Source organism: Rhodococcus pyridinivorans, from assembly GCF_900105195.1.
In the GTDB taxonomy this organism is placed as follows: domain Bacteria; phylum Actinomycetota; class Actinomycetes; order Mycobacteriales; family Mycobacteriaceae; genus Rhodococcus; species Rhodococcus pyridinivorans.
The window spans coordinates 3,434,307-3,458,432 of the sequence record NZ_FNRX01000002.1 but is presented as its reverse complement, the minus strand read 5'-3'; the positions used below and the strand labels follow the sequence as shown (position 1 = coordinate 3,458,432).

Here is a 24,126-nt window from a genome sequence, read left to right as displayed (position 1 = left end):
GCCGTACTCGGCGAAGCTCGCACGGACCGACACTCGAAGAATCAACCCTGAACAGTCACTCGAGGTGGGAACTTCAACGGCATCAAGACTGTGATTTACCCTGTGATCAGGAGGTGGATTGTTATGACAGCCGCACACCCACGCCCTGACCTCGCCGCCTACAACGACGCCGCCCGCATGACCCAATCACAGCTGGTCACCGCACTGCGCGACCTGCTCGGCGCCAAGCTCGTCGCCTACCTGGGGAAGGTCAAGGAAACCCGCGCGGTCCGCCAGTGGGCCGAGGGCACCCGCACTATCAACAACGACACCGACGTCGAACGCCTGCGCATCGCCTACCGCGCCGCCCGGCTGATCGCCGAACGCGACACCCCCGCCGTAGCGCAGACGTGGTTCCAGGGCCTGAACCCGATCCTCGACGACCGCCCGCCGGCGCTGCTGCTGCGCGAAGGCGAGCTGTCCGACGTCGGCCCGAAGGTCCTCGCCGCTGCCCGGCAGTTCGCGACGGTCGGACGAGCGCACCGGACCGCACGCTGATCTCCACCTCGCGCGGGGATGTCCGCTGCGTCCACGTCGACGGTGTGGCCGCCTACCGGGTCGGCTACTCGCCGACCTCGTGGGCACCGTGGGAGTTCGCCACCGACGGGCGCTTCACCGGCAGCGGCACGATCAGCGGATGGTTCGTCGTGCCCGGCGACCCCGAATCGGTGGCCACCCTGCGCACCCTGTCCGGCGCCATGCGATCCGACACGGTCTGCTCGACCTCGACACCGCGGCGATCCGCAATGCCCGCCCGCGTGCCCTGACCCGGGCGATCTCCCAGTGGATCAACACTCTCTCCGATCCCGGCGGTGAGCCGGTGGCCGGCATCGAGTTCGAGTCCTGGCACGGTGACGGGTTGGTGCTCTGGGCGCTGTACGAGCGTCCCGGTGACGGACCGGTCAGCAAGAACGTCACGGTGCTGGATTACGGCCCTGTCGAGGAGCACGATTCCGATCTGATCGAAGCGATGCGTCTGCACAAACTGGTCTGAGAGGACGACTGAATCATCGGCTTGCCCCGTGGCCGCCGCGGTGTTCCTGCGCCCGACCTGCGTTTTCCCGCGTGCTGTGAACGTGCCACGGTCTATGTAGGAGCGTAGCCCCCTCGAACCACTGGTCTGCCTTGCGGAACAAGGAGAATGGAGGTGGGCGGACGCGGCCGGACCGGTGATCGGGCGGCGTGCGTACACGGACCTGCGCCTCGTGAGTGTTCGGCTACCGGAGGCGGGAGCGGTCGAGGAGTTCGGCGACATCGAGCAGTTCCGGCGGGTTCATGTGCTGGTGCGGCAAGGAATGCACGCCCGCAGCGGTGACCCACACGGTGCCGGCTCCGTCGATGGTGACGTCCGGGCGGGGACTGCGGATCGGGATGCTGGCGATCGGCCCCCAGGTGACCGGATCGAGGCGGGTGAACAGCCAGTATTGGTGGTGATCGGCCGGATACACGGCCGGCCCCGGCAGTGGCCACCACTGCCCACGGCCGGAACCGTCCGGGGGATGGCCGACGATCCAGAGCAGGTCATCGATCTGTCCGCCGCCGAGGACATGATCAGGCAGCGAGTTCGGCTGGGCGAGGGTGAGATCGTCGAGTATCCGGTATGCGGTGGTGCCGTCGACGATCGTCGGTGGAAGGCCCGTCAGAAACGGCCGATAGGACATCATCGCGGTCTCCAGCGGCGGACCGACGGTCACGGCGGCGTGCAGATCGACCCGGACCAGGCGCGCCGCTCCGAGCGCGCCGGTGCTCGGGTCACGCCGGCGAAACAGCAGGACAAACCCACCTTCGCAGGTGGTCATCGATTCGAGGTCGCCCCACGGCTCGGGTCCGTGCGTCACCGGGTCCTGGCCGGGGCGAGCGAGGATCAGCTCGGTCGTGCCGCGCTCCGGGACCGCCACGGCGAGCAGGGTCTGGGCATGGGCTGCGCCGTCTCGAATCGGTGTGTCGGTGATCGCCTCGACGGTGCCGCCCCGGGTGCAGTGGAAGATTCCGTCCCAGCCGCCCACCCAGCAGCCGTCGGCGTGTGCCCACACCGAACGGGTGCGATCGGCCGGCGGAGTATCGAAGATCTGCCCGGGCACGATGTATTCGCGCACGCGCCGGTCGGCGTCGAGATGCACGACCAGGGGCAGTTCACGGTCGGCGATCCACAGGTCCGACTCGTGCGCGGATATCGCAGCGGGGATCATGCTCGGCCGCAGCGGCGGTGGTGGCACCTCGGTCAAGTCGAGATCGACAAGCACGCCCACCTCGTGAGTGCGCTCGACCAGCGGGTCGGGGCCGGGGGGCCGGGCAACATGGGCGAACGATCGTGGGGAGGTGGTGACCTGCCGATAGCGGCGGGTGCCGGGCACCGGCCGGAACGGCGAGTGCGGCTGATCGACCTCGCGCCGGTATCGATCGGATGCGACGTGGATGCGCCGGACCCGACCGCGGATCTGCCCGGTGGTGGCGTAGGACAAATCGCCGATCAGCCGGCCGGTGACCTCGACCTGACCGAGCACCGGACGACGGGTGTACCAGGTGGCCGTCCACCCCACACCGCGCAGCAGCACCGTCCAGTCCCACCACTGCCGTCCGTCCCCGGGCTGCTGCAACGCGGGCTTTCCCGAATGCAGGGGCTCGGCCACAGCGCCAAGCGTGACGATCGACGGATCCGCCGGATCGGCGGGCATCTCCTCGAACAACAACGGGAACACCGCGACGGCACCGACCTCCGGGGGCGGTGTCTCCCCGTCTTCGATCGACACGGCGGTCACCAACACCGGCAGCTGAGTCTGCGGACGCCCCACCTGGTCAGGCTCTGTCACCCTGCCAGCGTGCCCGACACGCTGCCGCCGCGCACGATCGGCGCTGCGGTCGACCGAGTCGCGCATTTGCACGAGTACTGTTGACACACCCGGGACCTGTCGATGTGCAGCAGCGTGTCCGGCCAGTCTTCGCTGCATCCCTACACCCGTCGACCTCGAGGACGAGTCGTAGCTGCCCGACGAAGTGGCCCGTCAGGCCCGGGCCGGTGACGGCTGGGTCAAACTCATCGGCGACGCGATTCCCGGTGTATGCGGCGCACATGCGCGCTCTGTACGGTACGCGCGCGTCGACGGGACCATCGGCGCTGCTGCCCACGAGGCCGGCATCCCGATCTACGCGGGCACCAGGTGCAGCACGGGCGCATCGCCGACGAGATCGCATCGCTCGTGCGCGTGGGTCTCGATCCGACCGAGGCGTACGCTGCGGCGAGTTGGAAGGCCCGCGCATGGCTCGGGCACCCGAGTCTCGAATCGGGGACGTCGGCGGATTTCGTCGTGTACCGGGAGGATCCGCGCAGCGACCCCGCGGCCGCGCGTCCCGATCTTGTGGTGCTCCGCGGCCGGGTGGTCTCGGGGCGCCCCGCGCGGCTGTAGAGAGGGTGCGCGGAGTCACCGGGTGCCGGTTTCGTCCTGGCTCGCGCGTCTGGCAGAATGGTTCGCTGTCGTCGCATCCGGTTACGTACCGCGCGGCGGTCACAGGCTAGAGGCAAAACCGGGCGTGCCAGAAGGGCGCGTCGTCCGAATTGCACGTGACACGCGCCTCGGCGCACCCCGAAGGAGAACGCAGCAGTGGCTGTCAAGATCAAGCTCACCCGTCTCGGCAAGATCCGCAACCCGCAGTACCGCGTCGTCATTGCGGACTCGCGCACCCGTCGCAACGGCCGGGCCATCGAGACCATCGGCAAGTACCACCCCAAGGAAGAGCCCTCGCTGATCGAGATCGACTCGGAGCGTGCGCAATACTGGCTGGCCGTCGGCGCGCAGCCGACCGAGCCGGTCCTCAACCTCCTCAAGGTCACGGGTGACTGGCAGAAGTTCAAGGGCCTGCCGGGCGCCGAGGGCACCCTGAGGAAGGCGGAGCCGAAGCCGTCCAAGCTCGAGCTGTTCCAGGCCGCTCTCGCGCAGGCCGAGAACGAGCCGGCTGCCGAGGCCGTCACGCCCAAGAAGAAAAAGGCTGCCAAGGAAGAGGCCGCCGAGGCGTCCACCGAGGCCGAGTCCACCGAGGCCGCCGAGTAATGAGCGCCGTGGTCGCCGATGCCGTCGAGCATCTCGTTCGTGGAATCGTCGCCCATCCCGACGACGTCCGCGTCGACCTGATCGCGGGCCGTCGGGGCCGCACCGTCGAGGTGCACGTCAATCCCGACGACCTCGGCAAGGTCATCGGCCGCGGCGGTCGCACCGCGACCGCGTTGCGGACCCTCGTCACCGGAATCGGTGGCCGGGGTATCCGTGTCGACGTCGTCGACACCGACCGCTAGGCGAGCGTCGATGGAGCTCGTCGTGGGCCGTGTGGCCAAGTCGCACGGCATCAGAGGCGAAGTCGTCGTCGAGGTTCGCACCGACGAACCCGAAGAGCGCTTCGCCGTCGGCGCGGTCCTGCGTGGCCGTAAGCCTCGCGACAGGCACCTGCACGAGTACACAGTGGAAGCCGCCCGGGAGCACTCCGGGCGGCTTCTGCTGCGCCTGCAGGGCATCGACGGTCGCGACGCCGCCGACGCACTGCGCGGGGTGCTGTTCGTCGTCGACAGCGCCGACCTTCCGCCGTCCGACGACCCGGACGAGTTCTACGACCACGAACTCGAAGGGCTGACGGTGCGGATCGTCGCCGGTCGCCCCGACGGCGGAACCGAGGTCGGCACCGTCCGCGAGGTCCTGCACACGGCCGCCGGCGAACTGCTGTCGATCCGGCCAGCCGGCCAGGAGCGCGGAGAGTTACTCGTCCCGTTCGTCACCGAGATCGTCCCGACGGTGTCGGTCCGGGACGGCGTGATCGAGATCGATCCGCCCGAAGGACTCCTCGACCCCGACTTCGGGGAACCGCCGTCCAAGAAGAAGAAGTCGACCGAGGGGAAGCAGTAGTCCGTGCGGCTCGACGTCGTCACCATCTTCCCCGAATATCTCGAACCTCTGCGCGTCGCCCTGCTCGGCAAGGCGATCGACAAGGGGCTCATCTCCGTCGGTGTGCACAACCTGCGCGACTGGACGCACGACGTGCACAAGGCCGTCGACGACGCGCCCTACGGCGGCGGACCGGGCATGGTCATGAAACCCACCGTGTGGGGACCGGCGCTCGACGACGTGCTCGCCGGGCCCGACGGTGAAACCGATCCCGACGTACTGCTCGTCGTCCCGACGCCCGCCGGTCGCCGCTTCGATCAGGCCACCGCACAACGGTGGTCGAAGGAGAAGCGGATCGTCTTCGCCTGCGGCCGCTACGAAGGAATCGACCAGCGCGTCTTCGACGATGCCGCGCGGCGCGTGCGCGTCGAAGAAGTGAGCATCGGCGACTACGTCCTCATCGGTGGGGAGGTCGCCGTCCTCGTCATGGTCGAGGCCGTCGTCCGTCTGCTGCCCGGTGTACTCGGCAATCAGGCGTCGCATCAAGAGGATTCGTTTTCCGACGGACTGCTCGAAGGGCCGAGTTACACTCGGCCGGCGGTGTGGCGCGACCTCGAGGTGCCACCGGTGCTGCTGTCCGGCGACCACGGCAAGGTCGCTCGCTGGCGCCACGAGCAGTCGCTCGAACGCACCCGCGAACGACGACCCGATCTGCTCCCGTCCGACGACTGACACCGGGCCCGACGGTCCTCAGGGCCGGTGCGCGCTTCCGAGCGTCGTCTCGACCGCCAGCGTGACGGTCTCGCGCGCGTGTTGCGCGCTCCCGTCGTCCGTCGCGTCGTACATCGCCGTGTCGGGCAGGAAACCGGTGTCGTAGAAGGGATCCGACTCTTCGTAGGTGACGGTCTCCCGCGCCGCGACCACGACCGCGTACCGGTGGTCGTCGCCGAAGAACCCGGTGGACAGGTGCAGCCATTCACCGGCCAGGCAGCACATCCACCCCTGCTTTACACCCAGGTCCGTGGAGTCGCCGAGACCCTCGGGAAGCCCGAAATGCTGGTCGTATCCGTCGATGCCCTCGTCGGTGAACTCCACCAGATGGCCGACGATCCGGGCCGCGCTCTCATCACCGGAGGCACTGTCGCCGAGCAGATCGTCGTACCAGGTCAGCAGGTCCGACGCCGTCGTGGTCGTGTTCCACCACCAGGACCCCGGATCCGGGGGAGTCGTGCCGGTCAGGTTGTGCCGCTCCACGACGTGCTCGACGATCTCGGGACCACCGTAGGTTTCCCACAACAGCGTCGCCGCGTTGTCGTCCGACGACCGCAGCATCGACCGGATCAACTCGTGGTCCTCGTCGGCGAGCGTCGCCTCGCCCGTCACCTCGCGGTACAGGACCTCCTCGGCGATGAACAGCTTCACCGTCGAGGCGGTCTCGAAGGGTTCGTCCGAACCGCCGAGCACGCGGGTCCCGGATTCCCGGTCGAGCACGGCGACAGTCAGGCGCGCTCCGCGGCTGTCGGCGAGCGCGACGGCCGCGTCGATCTGTCGGGGCAGTTCGGCCGTCGACAGCGTCACGGTCGATTCGTCGGAATCGGTGTCCGTCACCGAGGCGAGACCGAGCGCCTCGTGCGGGAGCGGATGGGAGTCCATCGATTCGCAGCCGGATACGGCCAGTGCGGTGGCCACGCACAGTATCATCGCGCCCGATCGTGCGCGTCCGCGCCCGTGCTTCATGTCCGGTTCCTGCATTCCATTGTGCTGTGGACGATAGCGCCGGTCCACCCGGCAGCCTGCACGGACCCCGCTCGCGAGCGCGAGTGCCGTTACGCGCGCGGGCGCCCCACGGTCACGGGCGCGGGCGCTGCCACAGGCGCGGGCGGGGGACGGCAACTGTAGGGTCGTTCGACGTGACGACCGAACTCGACACCGTGAACCGGCGGATCGCCCAGGAACTCGACGTCCGCGAAGACCAGGTCGCTGCGGCCGTGGGGCTGCTCGACGGCGGCGCGACCGTGCCGTTCGTCGCGCGCTACCGTAAGGAGGCGACCGGCGGGCTCGACGACGCCCAGCTGCGCACCCTCGAGGAACGCCTCCGCTATCTGCGTGAACTCGACGAGCGCCGTGTCGCGATCCTCGAATCGATCGAGGCGCAGGGCAAGCTCGACGACACGCTGCGCGGACAGATCATGCTCGCCGACACCAAGGCGCGGCTCGAGGACATCTACCTGCCGTTCAAGCCGAAGCGGCGCACCAAGGCGCAGATCGCGCGCGAGGCCGGTCACGAACCCGTCGCCGACGCGCTCATCGGCGACCCCACCACCGACCCCGCCGGATACACCTCCGAGCAGCTCGACGGTGCGCGCGCCATCCTCGTCGAACGCTTCGCCGAGGACGCGGACCTCGTCGGCGAGCTCCGCGAGGCGATGTAGACGCGCGGCAAGGTGAGCTCCACCGTGCGGTCCGGCAAGGAAAACGACGGCGCGAAGTTCTCCGACTACTTCGAGTTCTCGGAACCGTTCACCCAGCTGCCCTCGCACCGCATTCTCGCCCTCCTGCGCGGCGAGAAGGAGGAGGTGCTGTCGCTGTCGTTCGATCCCGAGATCGACGAGCCGGTGCCCGGTGAGCGCACTTACTACGAGGGCCGGATCGCGACGCGCTTCGACATCGCCGACGAGGGACGCGCCGCCGACAAGTGGCTGCTCGACACTGTGCGGTGGGCGTGGCGCACCAAGCTGCAGATGTCGCTGTCGCTGGACATCAGGATGCGGCTGCGGCAGTCCGCCGAGAAGGACGCGGTCGACGTCTTCGCCGCCAACCTCAAGGACCTGCTGCTCGCCGCACCGGCCGGAACGCGACCGACGATGGGCCTCGACCCCGGCTACCGCACCGGCACGAAGGTCGCCGTCGTCGACGCGACCGGCAAGGTCGTCGACCACGCCACCATCTATCCGCATCAGCCGCACAACAAGCGTGACGAGGCCCTCGCGGTGCTCGCCGCGCTGGTCGCGCGGCACGGTGTCGAACTGATCGCCATCGGCAACGGCACGGCGTCGCGTGAGACAGACGCTCTCGCAGCCGAACTCGTGTCGCTGACGAAGGTGCCCGGGCTGACGAAGATCGTGGTGTCCGAGGCGGGCGCGTCCGTCTACTCGGCCTCCGAGTACGCCACCAAGGAACTCCCGGATCTCGACGTGTCCATCCGTGGTGCGGTCTCCATCGCGCGCCGCTTGCAGGATCCACTCGCCGAACTGGTCAAGATCGACCCGAAGTCGATCGGGGTCGGCCAGTACCAGCACGACGTGTCCGAGACGATGCTCGCGCGGTCGCTGGGCGCGGTCGTCGAGGACGCGGTGAACGCCGTTGGCGTCGACGTCAACACGGCATCTGTCCCGCTGCTGTCGCGGGTCTCGGGGATCACCGGCTCGCTCGCGGAGAGCATCGTCGCCCACCGCGACCAGAACGGTCCGTTCCGTGCACGGCGAGCGCTCGAGGACGTTCCGCGACTCGGCCCGAAGGCCTTCGAACAGTGCGCGGGCTTCCTGCGCATCCCCAACGGCGACGACCCGCTCGACGCGTCCGCGGTGCACCCCGAGGCGTATCCGGTGGTGCGGCGGATCGTCGACCGGACCGGCAGCAGCGTCCGCGAACTGCTCGGCAACATCGCGACCCTGCGGAAGCTGCGCGCCGACGAGTTCGCCGACGACCGCTTCGGTGTCCCGACCGTCACCGACATCATCTCCGAGCTCGAGAAGCCCGGCCGCGACCCGCGTCCGGAGTTCAAGACCGCGACGTTCGCCGCCGGTATCGAGAAGGTCGCCGACCTGAAGCCCGGCATGGTCCTCGAAGGAGTGGTCACCAACGTCGCGGCCTTCGGTGCGTTCGTCGACGTCGGTGTGCACCAGGACGGCCTCGTGCACGTCTCCGCGATGTCGCGCAGCTTCGTGAAGGATCCGCACGACGTCGTCCGGTCCGGTGAGGTCGTCAAGGTGAAGGTTCTCGAGGTCGACGTCGCGCGCCAGCGCATCGGTCTGACGCTGCGCCTCGACGACGAGGTCCCCACCCCGGGCGCCGAGAAGTCGGGCGGCCAGCCGCGCGGAGGTGGCCGTCGCCCCGGAGGTCAGGGCAGCGGCAACCAGGGCGGCGGTCGTGGACGGAGCGGTCAGGGCAATCGTGGGCAGCAGGGCCGTGGCGGCGACCGCCGTTCGACGCCGGCCGCCTCCGGATCCTTGGCCGACGCCCTGCGACGCGCCGGTTTCGGCAACAACTGACGCGAATCACCGGGTCACTCCTGCAATGCTGTGGACATGAGATCCACGGTGGCCGGGGTGATCCGGTGATGCTCGACTGGATGCGGCGCGAGATCGTCGATCAGGGCCGCCTGCCGCTGCTGTTCTTCCTGCTCGGTTTCGTGGCCGCGTTCGTCTTCATCCGGATCAGCGTGCGGTTGATCCGCGCGCAGGTGCGCTGGTGGCCCGGCAACATCACCCCGGGCGGTCAGCACGTGCACCACGTGGTGTTCGGTGTCGTCACGATGGTGATCGCCGGTGGGGGACTGATCGCGATCTCGGAGGACGCGAACCGCGTCGCCGCGTGCATCCTCGCGGCGCTCTTCGGAGTCGGTGCCGCACTGACACTCGACGAGTTCGCGTTGATCTTCTATCTGAACGACGTGTACTGGGAAGAACAGGGACGGGTGTCCGTCGACGCCGTCTTCGTGGCGATCGCCGTGACCGGGATGTGGTTGCTCGGTCTGCGACCGTTCGAACTCGGGGACACCACGAACTTCGAGGACAGCGGTGACTGGGCCGGACGGGCCGCGCTGGTGGTGGCCGTGCTCGTGAACCTCCTGCTCGCCGCGATCGTCCTGGCGAAAGGAAAGATCTGGACGGGCCTGGTGGGGCTGTTCGTCGTTCCGCTGCTGTGGGTCGGCGCGATCCGGCTCTCCCGGCCCGGCGCGCCCTGGGCTCGCTGGCGGTACGGCAAGCGGCCCCGTCGCATGGCGCGCGCGCTCGAACGCGAACGTCGACTGCGGCGCCCGGTGATCCGCGCCAAGATCTTCGTGCAGGATCTCGTCGCGGGCGCACCGACGCTCGAAACCGTGCGGGGCAGTGTCGAGCACTCGCGCACCGCGACCGAGGCCGAACTGGACCGTCGCGTCAAGCCGGCGCCACCGCCGATTTCATCGATCGATGTTCCGTCTGGCACAATGGACGGGTTGCCCCGTTCGGGCACGCCTACCTGACCTGGGCACGAACCGGTCGAGCCCGCCACACGGCGGTCGCCGCCAGGTTCCTCTGCTCGAGCGAACAAGAGGATGAAAAACCGATGAACACCCTGGACTTTCTGGACGCCAAGTCGCTGCGCGACGACATCCCGGACTTCCGTCCCGGCGACACTCTCGACGTGCACGTCAAGGTCATCGAGGGCAGCAAGGAGCGTGTGCAGGTCTTCAAGGGCGTCGTGATTCGGCGTCAGGGCGGCGGCATCCGCGAGACCTTCACCGTCCGCAAGGTTTCCTTCGGCGTCGGCGTGGAGCGCACCTTCCCGGTCCACAGCCCCAACCTCGCCAAGATCGACGTGCTGACCCGTGGCGACGTCCGTCGCGCGAAGCTCTACTACCTGCGTGAGCTGCGCGGCAAGGCTGCCAAGATCAAGGAGAAGCGCTGATCTTCGGCCGCTGACCAGCCCCTCGGGCTGCTCGGCACGGCTCCCGAGCCACCCGATACAGCATCCGACGACCCGGCCCGGACTTCCGTCCCGGCCGGGTCGTCGTCGTTGTGGGCAGCGGTCTGTCGCTCTCCCGTCCGGTCGACGGTCGTCCTCGGCGGGCCGCCGTGCCGCAGACGCTAGTCTGTCGAGGTGGCAGATTCCCCGCACGATCCGGCTCGACCGGATGTGAACCGCAACGATGTTCGAGGTTCGGCTCGGAGCGATCGAGCCGACGGTGCACACCACCGGCGCGAGGACCCCGCAGCGAAGGACACCGCCCCGAAGGCGAAGAAGCAGAAGTCGTTCTGGCGTGAACTGCCGATCCTGGTCGTCGTCGCACTGGCCCTGAGCTTCCTGCTGCAGACCTTCGTGGCGCGGGTCTATCTCATCCCCTCGGAGTCGATGGAGCCGACACTGCACGGCTGCCCGGGCTGCACCGGCGACCGCATCGTCGTCGAGAAGGTGGGATACCGCTTCACCGACCCCCGTCCCGGCGACGTCATCGTCTTCGAAGGCCCCGACTCGTGGTCGGCCGGCTACACCTCGACCCGTTCCGACAACGTCGTCGTGCGGGGACTGCAGGAGATCGGTTCGCTCGTCGGCGTCGTGCCGCCGGACGAGAACGACCTCGTCAAGCGCGTGATCGCGACCGGCGGGCAGACGGTGGAATGCTGCGACGACCAGGGCCGCGTCCTCGTCGACGGTGTCCCACTCGACGAGCCGTACGTGACCATGGACTTCCCGTTCACCCCGGGTGTCGTCACCTGCGAGACCGAAGTCACCTCCGGGCGTTGCTTCGGGCCCGTCACCGTGCCCGAGGACCACGTCTGGGTGATGGGTGACAACCGCAGTAACTCGGCCGACTCGCGCTACCACGTCGGGGACGAGCACCAGGGCTCTATCCCGCTGGACAATGTCATCGGAAAAGCCCGCTTCATCGTGCTGCCTCCCGGCCGATGGGGCCTCATCGACTCACCGGAGATCCTTCCCTCGTGACTGCCTGGCCACCTCGACCCGTGATCCGTCGCTCCTCCGGACTGCGCACCATGGAGTCCGCGCTCGCGCGGTGCGGTCTCGGTCCGGTCGCGGGGGTCGACGAAGCCGGCCGCGGTGCCTGCGCCGGGCCGCTCGTCGTCGCCGCCTGCGTGCTCGGCGACCGGCCGCACGCGTCGCTCGACCGGCTCGACGATTCGAAGAAGCTCACCGAACGCACCCGCGAGGAGTTGTACTCGGTGATCGTGCGACGCGCCCGGGCGTGGAGCGTGGTGGTGATCCCCGCGGAGGAGGTCGACGCGATCGGCATCCACGTCGCCAACATCGAGGGCATGCGACGCGCGGTGGCAGGTCTGTCGACTCCGCCCGGCTACGTGCTGACCGACGGCTTCCGAGTGCCCGGACTGCCCGCGCCGTCGCTGCCCGTGATCGGCGGCGACGCGGCGGCCGCGTGCATCGCGGCGGCCAGCGTGCTCGCGAAGGTTACACGCGATCGCATGATGGTCGACCTCGACGGCGAGCTACCGGAGTACGGTTTCGCAGTACACAAGGGCTACAGCACTCCGACGCACATGGCGGCGTTGGCCGAGCACGGCCCGTCACCGCAGCACCGGCGGTCGTGGGCCAATGTGCGCTCGGTGTGCGGAGTGCCCGCAGTGCGACGTCGGCTGTTCGCCGACGACCTGGTTCGTCGATCGTATGCAGACGACCTGGGGCGTCGATTGTTCACCGACGAGGCGGATGCGGGATGATTGCAGGACACACCAGACTGGGAGGACACCGAGACCGATGAGTGCCGAGGATCTCGAGAAGTACGAAACCGAGATGGAACTCTCGCTGTACAGGGAGTACCGGGACATCGTCGGTCAGTTCGCGTACGTCGTGGAGACCGAACGCCGGTTCTACCTGGCGAACGCGGTGGAATTGCTGCCGCACAACGCCAACGGCGAAGTGTACTTCGAGGTGCGCATGTCCGACGCCTGGGTGTGGGACATGTACCGTCCCGCCCGCTTCGTCAAGCACGTCCGTGTCATCACCTTCAAGGACGTCAACATCGAAGAGCTCGACAAGCCCGAACTGAGACTGCCCGACAAGCTGGGCTGACGCCCTCGGGGATGACCCTGCGCACAGCGGCCGCATCCTAGCCGGGGCGCCGACACCGAGCCGTTCTCCGTGGCTCGTCGCCCGCCGTTATGCACAGGCACCGCACTCATCCACAGTTTCCCCGATCTTCGTGCTCGGACCCCGATTCCGCGTGCCCCGGTCCTCCACAGTGGGGGCATGCAGGGGACCAATCGGACATCACACAACCGGGATCTGGGCGCGCGAGGCGAGGATCTTGCCGCCGAATACCTCGAGTCGACCGGCATGGTCGTGCTCGAACGGAACTGGCGCAGCCGATACGGCGAACTCGATCTCATCGCACAGGACGGCGCGTCCGTCGTCTTCGTCGAGGTCAAGACCCGCACCGGCACCGGCTACGGCACCCCCGCCGAGGCGGTGACGCCCGCGAAGGCCGAACGGATCCGTCGCCTCGCCGGACAGTGGTTGTCCGAGCAGACGCGCCGCTGGTCGCACATCCGCGTCGATGTGGTCACCGTCCTGCTCGCGCGGGGACACGCCCCGGAGATCACCCATCGCAAGCAGGTCCTCTGATGGCGCTCGGCCGTGCCTGGTCGGTCGCCGTCTCCGGGATCGACGGGCAGGTCGTCGAGATCGAAGCCGACATCGGGCGAGGTCTGCCGGGCGTGACGATGGTCGGGCTGCCCGACACCGCGCTCCAGGAGTCGCGCGACCGGGTGCGCGCCGCCGTGTCGAATTCCGGTGCCAAGTGGCCGGATTCGAAGGTCGTGCTCGCACTGTCGCCGGCCACGCTGCCGAAGGTCGGCAGTGTCTACGATCTCGGACTGGCGTGCGCCGTGCTCGACGCAGCGGATGTCGTGCCGACCGAGGCCGTCTCCCGGACGGTGCTGCTCGGCGAACTCGCGCTCGACGGGCGCGTCAGGCCGGTGCGCGGTGTGCTGCCCGCCGTGCTCACGGCGAAGAAACACGGCTGGTCGCGCGTGGTGGTGCCGACCGCGACGATGACCGAAGCGGCGCTCGTCGACGGCATCGACGTCTACGGCGCCGAGACACTGCGCGAGTTGGTGCTCTGGCTCCAGGGCGACGGTCCGCTCGAACGGCCCGATCCGCGCGCGCTGCCACCGCGGTCGGTGCGCGGCGATCTCAGCGAAGTGGTCGGCCAGCACGAAGCGCGTCGCGTGATCGAGGTCGCTGCGGCCGGCGCGCACCACCTGATGTTGACCGGCCCGCCGGGAGTCGGGAAAACAATGCTCGCGCAGCGACTTCCGGGGATCCTGCCGGACCTGGACGAAAGTCACGCCCTCGAGGTGACGGCCATCCATTCGGTGGCGGGCACCCTCACCAGCGACCGGCCGCTCGTGACGGAACCGCCCTTCATCGCGCCCCATCACACGGCGTCGGTGAGTTCGCTGATCGGAGGCGGTACCGGCATGGCCAAACCCGGCGCGGTGAGCCGGGCACACCGTGGCGTGCTGTTCCTCGACGAGGTCGCCGAGATGGGGACGAAGACACTCGAAGCGCTGCGGACGCCGCTCGAGGACGGGGAGGTGCGCATCGCCCGCCGGGACGGTGTCGCGCGATATCCGGCCCGCTTCCAGCTGATCCTCGCCGCCAACCCATGCCCGTGCGCACCACCACGCGACGCCGACTGCGTGTGCGCGCCGACCGCACGTCGCCGCTATCTGGGGCGTCTGTCGGGCCCGCTCCTCGACCGCGTCGACCTGCGGGTCCGGATGCAAGCCGTCGCGACCAGCGCGTTGATGGGGGAGACCGGCGAGAGCACCGACGACGTACGGGCGCGCGTCGCCCGGGCGAGAGCCGCGGCACGCGAGCGGTGGGCCGAGCACGGCTGGGCCACCAACGCCGAGGTGCCCGGGCCGGCTCTCCGGCAGAAGTTCCGTCTTCCACGTGCTGCGCTCGAACCCGTCGAATGGGCGCTGCGCAAGGGCGCCATCACCGCGCGAGGAGCGGATCGGGCACTGCGGGTCGCGTGGACGCTGAGCGACCTCGACGGTTCTGATTCGCCGACGGCGACGCACGTCGCTGCCGCACTCGACTTCCGGGATCGGGGTGTCGCATGAGCGGGCACGGCGACGAACGGCGCCTGGCCTGGGCCTATCTGTCGACCGTCGCACAGGGTGCGTCGCGTTCGTTGTCGGCGGCAGTGGAAGCCGAGGGTGTACTCGAGGTGGCAGCCGCCATCCGGTCGGGTGCGGGCCTCGACGAACTCTCGTCGCGGTACTCGGTGCGGGCGCACCTCGATACCGCGGCACGGGATCTCGATCGTTTGGGACGGGCCGGAGGGCGACTGGTCACGCCCGACGACGACGAATGGCCTGCCTGGCAGATGCTCGGCTTCGGCACTCTCGACACCGCGACCGACGCCGAAGGGCCACCCCTCGCGCTGTGGGTGTGGGGGAGCCGGCGGATCGACGACCTCGCCGAACGCGCGATCGGCATCGTCGGGACCCGCGCCGCGAGCGATTACGGGGAGCACGTCACCGCCGAGATCGCCGGGGATCTCGCCGCCGACGGATGGACGGTCGTGTCCGGCGCGGCCTTCGGCGTCGACGCGGCCGCACACCGCGCGGCGCTCGGGGTGGGTGGCACCACCGTCGCGATCCTGGCCTGCGGTGTCGACCGGGCGTATCCGGCGGCACACGCGACGATGTTGCGGCGGATCTCCGAATCGGGTCTGGTGGTGAGCGAGTATCCCCCGGGCACGACTCCGGCGCGGTACCGGTTCCTCGCCCGCAACCGGCTGATCGCGGGGTTGTCCGCCGGCACGGTCGTCGTCGAGGCGGGCTGGCGCAGCGGGGCGCGCAACACCGCGGCGTGGTCGCGACGACTCGGGCGGCCTGTCATGGCGGTGCCCGGACCGGTGACCTCGGCGGCCTCGCAGGGCTGTCACCGCATGATCAGGGAGGGCGAGGCGCGTCTGGTGGGCGCGGCGCGCGACGTCGTCGAGGAGTGCGGTCCGCTGCTGGCGGGCGGGGACGACGACCTCGACGGCCTGTTCCGCCGCGACCTGGACGGATTGTCGGGCGACATGGCCCTGGTCTACGAGGCGCTTCCGGCGTCGGATGTCTGTGATCCGGCGATGGTGGCCGAGTCCGCGGGGCTGCCGATCGAGCGGGTGCGGGCGGCGCTGCCCCTGCTCGAACTCGACGGTCTGGTGGTGGTGACGGACGGAGGGTGGCGGCGGACGTGACGGCGGATCGACGCCCGGGGCGGTCTACCCCCGGTCGGGAGGGGTGCCGAACATGCGGTCGCGCAGGCTGTCGTAGATGGGCGGGACCCGCGTGGAATACGCCACGACGACGGCGCAGATCGTCGCGGCGAGCATCGGGACCGTCACTCCCGTCGCCGCGGTCATCTCCACGACGAGGACGACTCCGGTGATCGGGGCCCGCACCGACGCGCCGAAGAGAGCGGCCATCCCCGCGATGGCCATCGGCACGGCCAGGGACGACCCGATCCCGGGGACGATCGCGGTACAGATCCCGGCGCACAACAGACCCCAGAGAGCGCCCAGTGCGAGGAGCGGCGCGAACAGTCCGCCCGGTGTCCCGGCCGCGTACGACAGCGGGCCGGCGACGAACCGCAGCAGGACGTACCAGGCGACCACCGGCAGTGCGAGCGCACCACCGCTCACCACGTGCTGGACGAGGGAGTCGCCGCCACCGCCGGCCCACGGTGCGACCACGGACAACAACCCGACGAGTCCGCCGATGATTGCAGCCTTCATCACCGGGGAGAGCGACCGGACCGACTCCACCACGCTCAGCGAGCCCAGGACCATCCGGTTGTAGGCCGCGCCGAGCAGTCCGGTGAGCAGACCGAACACCACGAACACGGGCAGCAGGACGATCGACGGGGGAGCGATGGGGTCCACGGCGAAGTCGGGGGTGTCGCCGACGATCGTCCGCGAGCACACCACCGCGGCGGCCACCGACAGGACGACGGGTACGACCGTGCGGAAACGGAAGCTGCCGGTGACCTCCTCGAAGACGAACAGCGCACCGCCGATCGGGGCATTGAACGCGACCGCGAGTCCGGCACCGGACACCGAGGTCTGCAGCAGACGTTCGTGCTCGGGACGCCGGGCGCAGCGTGCGGTCTCGGCGCCCACCGCGGCACCCATGTGCACGATCGGGCCCTCCCGTCCCAGGACGAGACCCGACCCGATCGACAGGAGCGCCCCGACGAATCTGGAGGGCAGCACCGACAGAGGTGGGGGCTCGGCCTGCCCGCGGTCGACGGCTTCGACGTGCTGGATTCCGCTACCCGAGGCGAGGGGGACCATCCGGACGATCAGCGCTGCGAGCAGAGCGCCAAGGATCGTGATTCCCACCGGCACGAGCCATCCCGGACCGGGAAGTTCGTGGGCCCACTCCGCGGTGTGGATCCGCCATCGCTCGAGCCGTTCCAGGCACCAGCGGAAGGCCCCGCCGACGACGCCGATGACGGCGCCGGCCACGATCGCCAGCACACAGATCGTCGCCAGTTCGCGAGCGGGAACGGTAGGTTCCCGCACGTTCTCGATGTCCACCCGGCGCCCTCCGACCTGCCGCCGACGCGCCGATCCGCCCGGCGGTGCCGGAGACGGTCGCGCGAAGGAGTCGTGACCGTATGTTCACAGACTCCGAGACGTTTCGCGGGGACGCGCGAGGGTGAATTCGGAGGAGGACCGCCTACTCGGCCGAGGTGTCGGCGGTCGGCTCGTCCTCGACGTACCAAGCGCGGTCCTCGCGGTCCCATTTCACGGCACCGCGGTGGGCCTTGCGGAACTCCTTGAGGACGGCGCGGTCGATCGAGGGGTGGCCGTTGTCGTTCACGTAGATCCACTCGGAGCCGAACTTGGCCTCGATCGCGTCGACCATGTCGGTCTGGGTGACCCTGCGTTCGGTGGTGATGATGTCGGTCATCCATGTGGCGATGTCGGCCGCGGTGGTGCTCATGTTCTCGAGCCTAGAGCCTCGCCGATCGTGACCTCCCCGCCGCACCCCGCGCCAGAGTACGGTGACGCGAGATAGGTAACCCTAATAGGAGGTTCGGTGGCACGGAAAGCGCCCATGGGGACGACACTCACGGTTCTGCGGACCGAGGCGATCGGCGAGCACTTCGTCCGCGTGGTGCTCGGCGGAGACGGCTTCGGCGAGTTCCAGGCCCGTGCGGAGACCGACAGCTACGTGAAGATCGAGCTGCCCGCGGGGGACGAGACGGTCGTCCGCACCTACACCGTCCGGCGCGTGGACCCGGACGCCGGGGAGATCTGGATCGACTTCGTCGTGCACGGCGACGAGGGTGTCGCGGGGCCGTGGGCTCGCTCGGTGCAACCGGGCACGCAGGTCGTGGTGCGGGGGCCCGGCGCGGGATACCGGCCCGATCGCTCCGCCGACTTCCATCTGCTCGCCGGCGACGAGACCGCGATCCCTGCGATCGCGACTGCGCTCGAGGACCTGCCCGCCGACGCGCGGGGCGCGGTCTTCCTGGAGGTCATCGGTCCAGGCGACGAACTGAAACTCGACGCGCCGGCGGGTGTGGACATCACGTGGCTCCATCGCGGTGTCGCGGCCGGTGACGCCGGTGCCGACCTGATCGACGGCAACTCGCCGCTCGTCGCAGCGGTGAAGGCCCTGCCCTGGCCGGGCGGCGACGTGCAGGTCTTCGTGCACGGTGAGGCCGAGGCCGTCATGAAGCACATCCGGCCGTACCTGCGAAAGGAACGGGCCGTACCGCCGGCACGCGCGTCGATCTCGGGTTACTGGCGTCGCGGACGCACCGAGGAGGGCTTCCGCGTATGGAAGAGCGAACTGGCGGCCGTCGAGAGCAACTGACGGCGGCGGTTCGCGTCAGCTCGAGGACTCGCGCGCCGGCACCGCGGCCGAGTCACGCGCCAGCACCGCAGCGGAGGTGAGCGCGAGTCCCGAGCACACGACGATGGCGACGGCCATCGGGATACCTGTGCCTTCGCCGCCGAGCCCGACGAGGGGGGAGACCACGGCGGCGAGACCGAACTGGGAGGCGCCGATCACGGCGGAGCCCGTACCGGCCGCCTTCGGGACCTGCGACTGGGCCAGCGCGGTGGCGTTGCCCAGCGTCAGGCCCATCATGCTGATCGCGACGAACAGCAGCGGCAGGATCAGCGCCGCGACGTAGCCGACGACGACCATCGTCAGCAACAGCAGGGCGCCCGCCGTGAACATGGTGGTCACACCGAAGAGCAGCAGTGTCCGCACCTCGAACCGGCCGATGAGGCGGGTGTTGACGGCATTGGCCAGCACGAGACCGGCCGAGTTCACGGCGAACACCATCGAGAACTGGCCGGGGCTCAGACCGAGGATGTTCTGGGTGACGAACGGCGAGGCCGAGATGTACGAGAACATGGCGCCGAAGCCCAGGGCCATCGCGGCGGCGTAACCGACGAAGCGTCGCTGCCGGAGGACGTACCCGAAGTTGCCGGCCATCGTCTTCAGACCGCCGCCGTGCCGCTCCTCCGGCGGCAGGGTCTCCGGGACGAACGCGAAGGCGCCGACGGCCATCAGGACGGCCAGGCCCGTGAGCACCCAGAAGATGCCGCGCCATCCGATCGGTCCAAGCAGCACACCACCGAGCAGAGGAGCGGCGACGGGCGCGATGCCACCGATGATCATCATCAGGCTGAACAGCTTGGCGGCCTGATTGCCTCGCGCCCGGTCGGCGATGACCGCCCGGGCGAGGACAATGCCGGTGCCGCCGCTGAAGCCCTGGACCAGACGCGCAGCGATCAGGATCTCGACGGTGGGTGCCATCGCGCAGATCGCGCTGCTCACCGCCAGGACGATCGTGCCGGCGAGGATCAGCCGTCGACGGCCCCAGCCGTCCGACAGGGGACCCACGAGCAGCTGGCCGAGTCCGAGACCCGCCATGAACGTCGTGAGTGTGAGCTGGACGCCGACGGTCGAACTGCCCAGGCTCTCCGCCATGACGGGAAGTCCCGGGAGGTACATGTCCGTGGCGAGCGGCGCGATCGCCGACAGCAACGCCAGGGCGCACAACATCGGTACCGGGATCGTTTTGTTCACGAAAGCACCTTAGTCGGCGCGGGCCGTTGCACCCGAGGCGGTCGTGCCGCACGGTAGACCCATGCGAGGCAAGGAATCCGACATGCTCCCCGCGACGCTGGACGTGCACCTCGGGGACTTCGTCGACCACCTCCGCCTCGAAGGCAACCGCTCGGAACACACGATCCGCGCCTATCGCGCCGACATCCGTTCGCTGTTGCAGCACCTCGCCGACCGGAATCCCGATGCGCGCATCACCGACCTCGACCTCGATCTGCTGCGATCCTGGCTCGCCGGGATGGTGGCGGCGGGAGCGGCCCGCACCACGCTCGCGCGGCGCACCTCGTCGGCACGCGTCTTCACGGCATGGCTCGTACGCACCCGCCGACTCGACGCCGATCCGGCGACGCGTCTGGTCTCGCCACGTCCGCACCGCTCCCTGCCCGCCGTGCTCCGCGACGACCAGGCACTGGAGATCATGGAGGCCGCGAAATCCGGTGCGCGTGAACTCGATCCCGTCGCACTGCGTGACCGGGTGATCGTCGAGCTGCTCTATGCCACCGGAATCCGGGTCGGTGAGCTGTGCGCGGTCGACATCGACGACGTCGACGCCGAGCGGCGGGTCGTCCGGGTTCTCGGCAAGGGCGACAAGGAACGGATCGTTCCCTACGGAGGTCCCGCGGCAGAGGCGCTCGACGCGTGGCTGCGTCACGGACGCCCGCATCTCGCACGACCGTCGTCGGGTGCGGCGCTGCTGCTGGGCAAGCGTGGTGGCCGGATCGATCAGCGGCAGGTCCGGTCTGTGGTGCACGACGCCGTCTCGTCGGTGCCGGGCGCACCCGACCTCGCACCGCACGGCCTGCGGCACAGTGCTGCGACGCACCTGCTCGAAGGGGGAGCGGACCTGCGCGTGGTCCAGGAGGTGCTGGGCCATTCGAGTCTGGCCACCACGCAGCTCTACACCCACGTGTCGGTGGCGCGTCTGCGCGCCGCGCACGATCAGGCTCATCCCCGCGCCTGATCGGCCTGCCCGAGAAGCCGTCCCGGTTTGATAGCGTGCGCCGGCACCATCGAATCGGGGGAACAGATGAGACGCAACGAACCGGGTCCTGCCGTGCCCGCCTGGCTGCAGGACCCACCGGAATCCGGAACCGACCACGCGCGCCGCGGCCTCCGCCGCGCGGCCAGAGTCGCCGAGACGCTCGGCTCCTCCACTTCGCCTGGCGACGGTGCGATTCCGCCCACTGCCTCCGCTCCGATCGAGATGACGGCCTCCGTGCCTCTCGGCATGGCGTTGCGGCCCCGGATCAGCGCAGACGACCCGGAGCCGGAGGCGTCCGAACCGCTCGTCGCGCACAAACCGGCGCGACCCGAGAATCCGGTGCTCCCATCGTCGGAGCCCGAGGCGGCGGTCTCGGCAGCGACCGATGCGGTGGTTCCGGAAGCCGTGACCGAACCCGAGCCTGAGCCCGTCTTCTCGGAAGCGGCACCCGAAGCCATGGAGACGCAGCCCGACACTGTGGCACCTGCACCTGCACCTGCACCTGCACCTGCACCTGAGGTGTCGGGCCCGGAAACTACGGAGGTCGCTCTTGGACCGGTCGAACCCGAGGTCTCGGGCCCGCTACCGGCGCGAACGGACGCTCCGGTCGACGACCTGCAACACGAGGCCCAGCGGTTCGACCATCAGCCGTCGAATGTCGACCTCGCGTCGGGAGTGCTCGTCCGCAGGTCACGACGTTCCACGCGGCGGTGGCGGGAGCGGGTCGACCGGCTGACCGGCGGCAGGCTCGACGGAGGAGGCAGTGAGCGCCGCGAGGAGCTCGTCGCCCGGATCCGCCAGCCGATCCCGGGCGACTACCGGATCGCGGTGCTGTCGCTGAAGGGCGGGGTGGGAAAGACCACCACGACCGTCGGGCTCGGGTCGACGTTCGCGTCGCTGCGCGGCGACTGCGTCATCGCCGTCGACGCGAATCCGGACTTCGGCACCCTCGGGCAGAGAATTCCGCAGCAGACCACCTCGACGGTGCGGGACCTGCTCGCGAACGCGTCGAACATCCGCCGGTACTCGGACGTGCGTGCCCACACCTCCCAGGCGCCGAGCCGGCTCGAAGTGCTCGCGAGCGAACGCGATCCCGCTGCCTCCCAAGCGTTCAGCGAGGAGGACTACCGCCGCGTCGTCGGCATTCTGCAGGTCTACTACAACGTGATCCTCACCGACTGCGGGACCGGGATCATGCAATCGGTTATGCGGGGCGTGCTGGACCTGGCGAACACCCTCGTCCTCGTCGCCTCACCTGCGGTCGACGCGGCCCGCAGTGCGGCGGCGACCCTCGACTGGCTGCAGGCGCACGGCTACTCCGACCTGGTCGAACGCACGGTCGTGGTGATCAGCTCGCCGCGCCCGGGTGCGGCGAGCATCGACATGGACGCGCTGACCGCGCATTTCCTCGCGCGGTGCCGGGCGGTGAAGGTGCTGCCCTTCGACGAGCATCTCGCCGAGGGAGCCGAGATCGATCTCGAACGCCTCCGCCCCGCGACACGCACGGCGTTCGTCGAACTCGCCGCGATGGTCGCCGACGACTTCCCTGCACTGTCGGGTCGACACGCGGGGCGCTAGTCGGGTCGACACGCGGGGCGCTAGTCGGGTCGACACGCGGGGCGCTAGTCGGGTCGACACGCAGTGCGCCAGGCGGGGCGCACGGGCCCCGGGACGTCTCATACCGGCAGCAGGCGGATCACCGGGCGCTCGACGAGGGGCAGCGGGTCGAGATAGTCGTCGCGGCCGCGTCGGAGTCCCCAGTGCAGGCATGCGGGGGAGGCGCAGCTATCGTGACCGGCGACGACGGTGCCGATGGGATCGCCCCTCGTCACCCGGCGACCCGCGGCGACCGCCGCCTCCACCGGCTCGTAGGTGGTGCGCAGCCCGCCCTCGTGATCGACGGAGACCACAGGCTTCCCGGCCACGACACCGGCGAACGCGACGACGCCGTCACCGGCGGCCACGACGGTCTGCCCCACGTGTGCGTCGAGGTCGACACCGCGGTGACCGGGGAGCCAGTTCTGCTCGGGCGGGTCGAACTGCCGGCTCACGACCGGCCGGGGATCGAGCGGCCACACGAACCGTCCGGCGTCGGCCGATCCGGGTCCCGGCGCAGCGGTGAGCACGACGACCACGGCGATCACGACGGCGAGCGACCGGAGGGGAGCGGTGAGGAGCATGCCCGCCAGCCTCGTGAATCGGAGTCGCTGCGCACCAGGGGGCGACGCGATCTGTGGACAGCTCCGGATCCGTCCACAGGTCCGGTGACTCCCGGTTAGGGATCCGCGCCTGCTCCGCGTACACTTGTCGGGCGGTCTGTATACGCAGATCGACTTCGCGCGTCCGCGCATCGATGCCGACCCGTTTCTCCGGGCCGCATCGGAAATGGCCGTCGGCCGGTCCCGCAAGGGTTCGACGGGCATGTGGGCGCCAGGGCGGGGATCGGAAGATCCACCGCGGAAACCGACACGAAAGAGAGAAACAGGCATGCCTGTTGTGACTATGCGGCAGCTGCTCGACAGCGGCGCCCACTTCGGACACCAGACCCGTCGCTGGAACCCGAAGATGAAGCGGTTCATCTTCACCGACCGCAACGGCATCTACATCATCGACCTGCAGCAGACCCTGACGTACATCGACAAGGCGTACGAGTTCGTCAAGGAGACCGTCGCTCACGGTGGAACCGTGCTGTTCGTCGGCACCAAGAAGCAGGCTCAGGAATCCATCGCCGAAGAGGCCACCCGCGTGGGCATGCCCTACGTGAACCAGCGCTGGCTCGGCGGCATGCTCACCAACTTCTCGACCGTTCACAAGCGCCTGCAGCGCCTGAAGGAGCTCGAGTCGATGGAGCAGACCGGCGGCTTCGAGGGACGCACCAAGAAGGAAATCCTCATGCTCACGCGTGAGAAGAACAAGCTGGAGCGCACCCTCGGCGGCATCCGCGACATGGCGAAGGTTCCGTCGGCGATCTGGGTCGTCGACACCAACAAGGAGCACATCGCCGTCGGTGAGGCCCGCAAGCTGAACATCCCGGTCATCGCCATCCTCGACACCAACTGTGATCCGGACCTCGTCGACTACCCGATCCCGGGCAACGACGACGCGATCCGTTCCGCGGCGTTGCTGACCAAGGTCGTCGCTTCCGCCGTCGCCGAGGGCCTGCAGGCCCGCGCCGGCAAGAGCAGCGACGCGGAGGCCAAGCCCGAGGCCGGTGCCGAGCCTCTCGCCGAGTGGGAGCAGGAGCTGCTCGCGCAGGCCACCCCCGCCGCCGACGCCGAGGCGCCCGCAGCGGACGTAGCCCCCGCAGCAGACGCGGCCCCCGAGGCCTGATTCGTTGCCCGGC

General features: G+C 69.4%; 25 protein-coding genes and 2 pseudogenes. 21 read left to right on the top strand and 6 right to left on the bottom strand.

Going from position 1 to position 24,126, the window contains the following annotated elements:
• Nucleotides 1–123 precede the first annotated feature (123 nt).
• The 3 genes from BLV31_RS16390 to BLV31_RS25470 are packed head-to-tail and all read left to right on the top strand — an operon-like array spanning nucleotide 124 to nucleotide 1,033.
• A complete protein-coding gene (locus tag BLV31_RS16390) occupies nucleotides 124–537 on the top strand; it encodes a hypothetical protein (RefSeq protein ID WP_064061634.1) in 414 nt (137 codons plus the stop codon).
• A gap of 44 nt (nucleotides 538–581) precedes the next feature.
• Entirely contained in the window at nucleotides 582–806 is a 225-nt protein-coding gene (locus BLV31_RS25475) for a hypothetical protein (protein ID WP_248846297.1), read from the top strand.
• Nucleotides 807–859: 53 nt separating this feature from the next.
• Nucleotides 860–1,033: a hypothetical protein gene (locus tag BLV31_RS25470; protein ID WP_248846296.1), complete on the top strand. Its 174-nt coding sequence runs from the start codon at nucleotides 860–862 to the stop codon at nucleotides 1,031–1,033.
• A gap of 223 nt (nucleotides 1,034–1,256) precedes the next feature.
• On the opposite strand, the gene BLV31_RS16380 is transcribed toward BLV31_RS25470, so the two are convergent.
• Nucleotides 1,257–2,849 (bottom strand): hypothetical protein, encoded by a 1,593-nt coding sequence (locus BLV31_RS16380; protein ID WP_248846295.1) that lies wholly within the window; start codon nucleotides 2,847–2,849, stop codon nucleotides 1,257–1,259.
• A gap of 227 nt (nucleotides 2,850–3,076) precedes the next feature.
• On the opposite strand from BLV31_RS16380, the pseudogene BLV31_RS24490 reads away from it, so the two are divergent.
• From BLV31_RS24490 to trmD, 5 genes and pseudogenes are all read left to right on the top strand, one after another.
• Nucleotides 3,077–3,443, top strand: a pseudogene (locus BLV31_RS24490) (amidohydrolase family protein); the annotation flags it as partial.
• A gap of 195 nt (nucleotides 3,444–3,638) precedes the next feature.
• The gene (gene rpsP / locus BLV31_RS16370; protein ID WP_024100625.1) at nucleotides 3,639–4,085 is read left to right on the top strand and encodes a 30S ribosomal protein S16; all 447 of its coding nucleotides are present in this window, start codon (nucleotides 3,639–3,641) and stop codon (nucleotides 4,083–4,085) included.
• Nucleotides 4,085–4,327, top strand: a complete 243-nt coding sequence (locus BLV31_RS16365; RefSeq protein WP_006550954.1) for an RNA-binding protein — start codon at nucleotides 4,085–4,087, stop codon at nucleotides 4,325–4,327. The genes rpsP and BLV31_RS16365 overlap by 1 nt, the downstream gene beginning before the upstream one ends.
• A 10-nt stretch (nucleotides 4,328–4,337) precedes the next feature.
• Nucleotides 4,338–4,928 carry a ribosome maturation factor RimM gene (gene rimM, locus BLV31_RS16360; RefSeq protein WP_019289112.1) on the top strand — a complete coding sequence of 197 codons (591 nt, stop codon included), beginning with the start codon at nucleotides 4,338–4,340 and terminating at the stop codon, nucleotides 4,926–4,928.
• A gap of 3 nt (nucleotides 4,929–4,931) precedes the next feature.
• Nucleotides 4,932–5,639, top strand: coding sequence for a tRNA (guanosine(37)-N1)-methyltransferase TrmD (gene trmD, locus BLV31_RS16355; RefSeq protein ID WP_006550956.1), 708 nt, complete (start codon nucleotides 4,932–4,934; stop codon nucleotides 5,637–5,639).
• A gap of 18 nt (nucleotides 5,640–5,657) precedes the next feature.
• Here the strand turns inward: trmD and BLV31_RS16350 are convergent, their stop codons facing one another.
• Entirely contained in the window at nucleotides 5,658–6,596 is a 939-nt protein-coding gene (locus tag BLV31_RS16350; protein WP_248846294.1) for a serine hydrolase, read from the bottom strand.
• 221 nt (nucleotides 6,597–6,817) lie between these two features.
• On the opposite strand from BLV31_RS16350, the pseudogene BLV31_RS16345 reads away from it, so the two are divergent.
• The 9 genes and pseudogenes from BLV31_RS16345 to dprA all read left to right on the top strand — a co-directional run bounded on the left by BLV31_RS16345 (nucleotide 6,818) and on the right by dprA (nucleotide 15,906).
• Nucleotides 6,818–9,178 (top strand): annotated as a pseudogene (locus BLV31_RS16345) (Tex family protein).
• Between the two features lie 68 nt (nucleotides 9,179–9,246).
• Nucleotides 9,247–10,152 carry a hypothetical protein gene (locus BLV31_RS16340; RefSeq protein ID WP_024100629.1) on the top strand — a complete coding sequence of 302 codons (906 nt, stop codon included), beginning with the start codon at nucleotides 9,247–9,249 and terminating at the stop codon, nucleotides 10,150–10,152.
• Between the two features lie 83 nt (nucleotides 10,153–10,235).
• A complete protein-coding gene (rplS, locus tag BLV31_RS16335; RefSeq protein ID WP_006550960.1) occupies nucleotides 10,236–10,577 on the top strand; it encodes a 50S ribosomal protein L19 in 342 nt (113 codons plus the stop codon).
• A 228-nt stretch (nucleotides 10,578–10,805) separates the two neighbouring features.
• A complete protein-coding gene (lepB, locus tag BLV31_RS16330) occupies nucleotides 10,806–11,615 on the top strand; it encodes a signal peptidase I (RefSeq protein WP_064061631.1) in 810 nt (269 codons plus the stop codon).
• Nucleotides 11,612–12,364 (top strand): ribonuclease HII, encoded by a 753-nt coding sequence (locus tag BLV31_RS16325; protein ID WP_072740502.1) that lies wholly within the window; start codon nucleotides 11,612–11,614, stop codon nucleotides 12,362–12,364. Before lepB ends, BLV31_RS16325 begins: the two co-directional genes overlap by 4 nt.
• A 37-nt stretch (nucleotides 12,365–12,401) precedes the next feature.
• Nucleotides 12,402–12,716 carry a DUF2469 domain-containing protein gene (locus BLV31_RS16320; RefSeq protein WP_006550963.1) on the top strand — a complete coding sequence of 105 codons (315 nt, stop codon included), beginning with the start codon at nucleotides 12,402–12,404 and terminating at the stop codon, nucleotides 12,714–12,716.
• Between the two features lie 177 nt (nucleotides 12,717–12,893).
• Entirely contained in the window at nucleotides 12,894–13,268 is a 375-nt protein-coding gene (locus BLV31_RS16315) for a YraN family protein (RefSeq protein ID WP_019289117.1), read from the top strand.
• Nucleotides 13,268–14,776, top strand: coding sequence for a YifB family Mg chelatase-like AAA ATPase (locus tag BLV31_RS16310; RefSeq protein WP_064061630.1), 1,509 nt, complete (start codon nucleotides 13,268–13,270; stop codon nucleotides 14,774–14,776). The genes BLV31_RS16315 and BLV31_RS16310 overlap by 1 nt, the downstream gene beginning before the upstream one ends.
• On the top strand, nucleotides 14,773–15,906 hold the full coding sequence (gene dprA / locus BLV31_RS16305) for a DNA-processing protein DprA (protein ID WP_064061629.1): 1,134 nt from the start codon (nucleotides 14,773–14,775) through the stop codon (nucleotides 15,904–15,906). Before BLV31_RS16310 ends, dprA begins: the two co-directional genes overlap by 4 nt.
• Nucleotides 15,907–15,930: 24 nt before the next feature.
• On the opposite strand, the gene BLV31_RS16300 is transcribed toward dprA, so the two are convergent.
• Both BLV31_RS16300 and BLV31_RS16295 read right to left on the bottom strand, forming a co-directional pair.
• A complete protein-coding gene (locus tag BLV31_RS16300; protein WP_033096504.1) occupies nucleotides 15,931–17,247 on the bottom strand; it encodes a ClC family H(+)/Cl(-) exchange transporter in 1,317 nt (438 codons plus the stop codon).
• Nucleotides 17,248–17,389: 142 nt separating this feature from the next.
• On the bottom strand, nucleotides 17,390–17,656 hold the full coding sequence (locus tag BLV31_RS16295) for a DUF6953 family protein (protein WP_006550968.1): 267 nt from the start codon (nucleotides 17,654–17,656) through the stop codon (nucleotides 17,390–17,392).
• 114 nt (nucleotides 17,657–17,770) lie between these two features.
• Here BLV31_RS16295 and BLV31_RS16290 point away from each other — a divergent pair, with 114 nt between their 5' ends.
• Nucleotides 17,771–18,535, top strand: a complete 765-nt coding sequence (locus BLV31_RS16290) for a siderophore-interacting protein (RefSeq protein ID WP_006550969.1) — start codon at nucleotides 17,771–17,773, stop codon at nucleotides 18,533–18,535.
• A gap of 15 nt (nucleotides 18,536–18,550) precedes the next feature.
• On the opposite strand, the gene BLV31_RS16285 is transcribed toward BLV31_RS16290, so the two are convergent.
• Nucleotides 18,551–19,738 (bottom strand): multidrug effflux MFS transporter, encoded by a 1,188-nt coding sequence (locus tag BLV31_RS16285; protein WP_033096707.1) that lies wholly within the window; start codon nucleotides 19,736–19,738, stop codon nucleotides 18,551–18,553.
• A gap of 85 nt (nucleotides 19,739–19,823) precedes the next feature.
• Here BLV31_RS16285 and BLV31_RS16280 point away from each other — a divergent pair, with 85 nt between their 5' ends.
• Together BLV31_RS16280 and BLV31_RS16275 are read left to right on the top strand one after the other, a co-directional pair.
• Nucleotides 19,824–20,762 carry a tyrosine recombinase XerC gene (locus BLV31_RS16280; RefSeq protein ID WP_006550971.1) on the top strand — a complete coding sequence of 313 codons (939 nt, stop codon included), beginning with the start codon at nucleotides 19,824–19,826 and terminating at the stop codon, nucleotides 20,760–20,762.
• 66 nt (nucleotides 20,763–20,828) lie between these two features.
• Entirely contained in the window at nucleotides 20,829–22,361 is a 1,533-nt protein-coding gene (locus tag BLV31_RS16275) for a MinD/ParA family ATP-binding protein (protein WP_006550972.1), read from the top strand.
• 98 nt (nucleotides 22,362–22,459) lie between these two features.
• Here BLV31_RS16275 and BLV31_RS16270 read toward each other — a convergent pair whose 3' ends face one another.
• The gene (locus tag BLV31_RS16270) at nucleotides 22,460–22,963 is read right to left on the bottom strand and encodes a M23 family metallopeptidase (protein WP_064061628.1); all 504 of its coding nucleotides are present in this window, start codon (nucleotides 22,961–22,963) and stop codon (nucleotides 22,460–22,462) included.
• Between the two features lie 307 nt (nucleotides 22,964–23,270).
• Between BLV31_RS16270 and rpsB the strand changes: the two genes are divergently transcribed.
• Nucleotides 23,271–24,113 (top strand): 30S ribosomal protein S2, encoded by an 843-nt coding sequence (gene rpsB, locus BLV31_RS16265; protein ID WP_024100637.1) that lies wholly within the window; start codon nucleotides 23,271–23,273, stop codon nucleotides 24,111–24,113.
• The last annotated feature ends 13 nt before the right edge of the window (nucleotides 24,114–24,126 follow it).